Origin of the sequence: Vibrio genomosp. F10 str. 9ZD137 (genome assembly GCF_049974785.1) — a bacterium.
Lineage (GTDB): Bacteria > Pseudomonadota > Gammaproteobacteria > Enterobacterales > Vibrionaceae > Vibrio.
In genome coordinates this window covers 1-1,342 of the sequence record NZ_JBNGCJ010000985.1, presented here as the reverse complement: position 1 = coordinate 1,342, position 1,342 = coordinate 1, and the positions used below count along the sequence as shown (strand labels likewise).

Annotated in this window: 2 protein-coding genes; both read left to right on the top strand. The window is 36.1% G+C overall.

Annotation, left to right across the window (positions count from 1 at the left end):
- Nucleotides 1-37 precede the first annotated feature (37 nt).
- Complete coding sequence (locus ACP45E_RS21170) at nt 38-748, top strand: hypothetical protein (RefSeq protein ID WP_017037753.1); 711 nt, start codon at nt 38-40, stop codon at nt 746-748.
- A 116-nt stretch (nt 749-864) separates the two neighbouring features.
- The gene (locus ACP45E_RS21165) at nt 865-1,290 is read left to right on the top strand and encodes a hypothetical protein (RefSeq protein ID WP_017037752.1); all 426 of its coding nucleotides are present in this window, start codon (nt 865-867) and stop codon (nt 1,288-1,290) included.
- The last annotated feature ends 52 nt before the right edge of the window (nt 1,291-1,342 follow it).

Genomic DNA, 1,342 nt, shown 5'->3' with positions numbered 1-1,342 from the left:
TGCCGCTTAGCAGAGCGTTATGTGTATTGGAGAGTATATGAAAAAGTTTATTTTCTTCGTCGCGTTCTTTTTAGGAGCGTCTTCTTTCGCATTTGCTCAAGAAAAATCTTCATTACCGAATGTTAATATTGAACAGCTGAAAGTACAGAACATTCAATTAATTGAGCAGAATAAGATATTAAAAGCATCTATTGATAATACTCAGAATATATATTTCTCAGCTTTGGGTTTTGCGGCAGCATTTCTTATCGCCTTTTTAGGCGTTAATGTCTATTTTAGTAAGTCGCGAGCTGATGAAGAGCGAAAACTTCACGAATCACGAATAGACGCAAAATTTTCTGAATTGGAATTAAGTAATAAAGAAAATATAGATATTAAAGTTAATGAGTTAGTTGAATCAAATACAAAAAAAATAGCGCAAGGCTTTAAAAGCAACATTACAGCACTAGAAAATTCAATTGCTGGAATAAAATACGATATAGCGCACATGCATTTTGACCTAGCCTCTGATGGGAATATTAAACTTAGTAAAGCTATTGAGGTTATTATTTGTTCCGAAAGTAGAGGATGTGGTTTTGACTGGAAAACTTCGGGAATGCTTACTGAAATTAGCGAATTGTTAAATTCTGGTTCATCTTTTGATAGCACCGAATTATCGGATGTATTTAGAGTCTTAAAATCGATAAAAGAGCCTAATAGAAATTTAGCGTTAGAAATTGAAAAGAAAATTATAAGTAGCTCGCAATAAATACACATAACAAGTCATTTCAGCAGGACAAAAAACAGCTGGTTTTTGCTCGTGCCTCGCTAATTATAACCAGCTATTTTATTGCCTCTGAATGAGGCGTTAGGCTATTGGAGTGTATGGATATCAATATTATTGCTTTATTAATTGGTTGTGTGGTTGCTATAGCTATCGTTTATAAATTTAAACATGCAGGATTAGAAGGTAAACCATGGACTTATCCAGCATTACTAGCATCATTTCCCGCGTATTATTGGCTGTTCTCTGTTCATGCTGCTGATTATGATGCTCTCGTATTTGAGTTTATAGTCGGTTTGGCATTTATGGTTGTTGCTTATCTAGGTTATAGGGTCCAGAGGCGGCTATCGTTACTTATTCTATCTATTGGTTTTATGGGGCATGGTGTTTACGATGTTTTTCATACCTTCGTAAGTTACCACCCCGTTGCTCCGACTTGGTGGGCTGAATTTTGCGGTTCAGTCGATATCTTAGTTAGCCTATACCTACTTTGGCTTGCAAAAGCGGTTAATGTGCGTAGAAAATAGCCTAACAAGGCACTCAAACTGACCTCCAACACGTGGCATTTTTGCTTCGCAA

Coding starts and splice junctions, on each gene's coding strand:
- ACP45E_RS21170 (WP_017037753.1), top strand. CDS start 38: ATGAAAAAGTTTATTTTCTTCGTCGCGTTCTTTTTAGGAGCGTCTTCT.
- ACP45E_RS21165 (WP_017037752.1), top strand. CDS start 865: ATGGATATCAATATTATTGCTTTATTAATTGGTTGTGTGGTTGCTATA.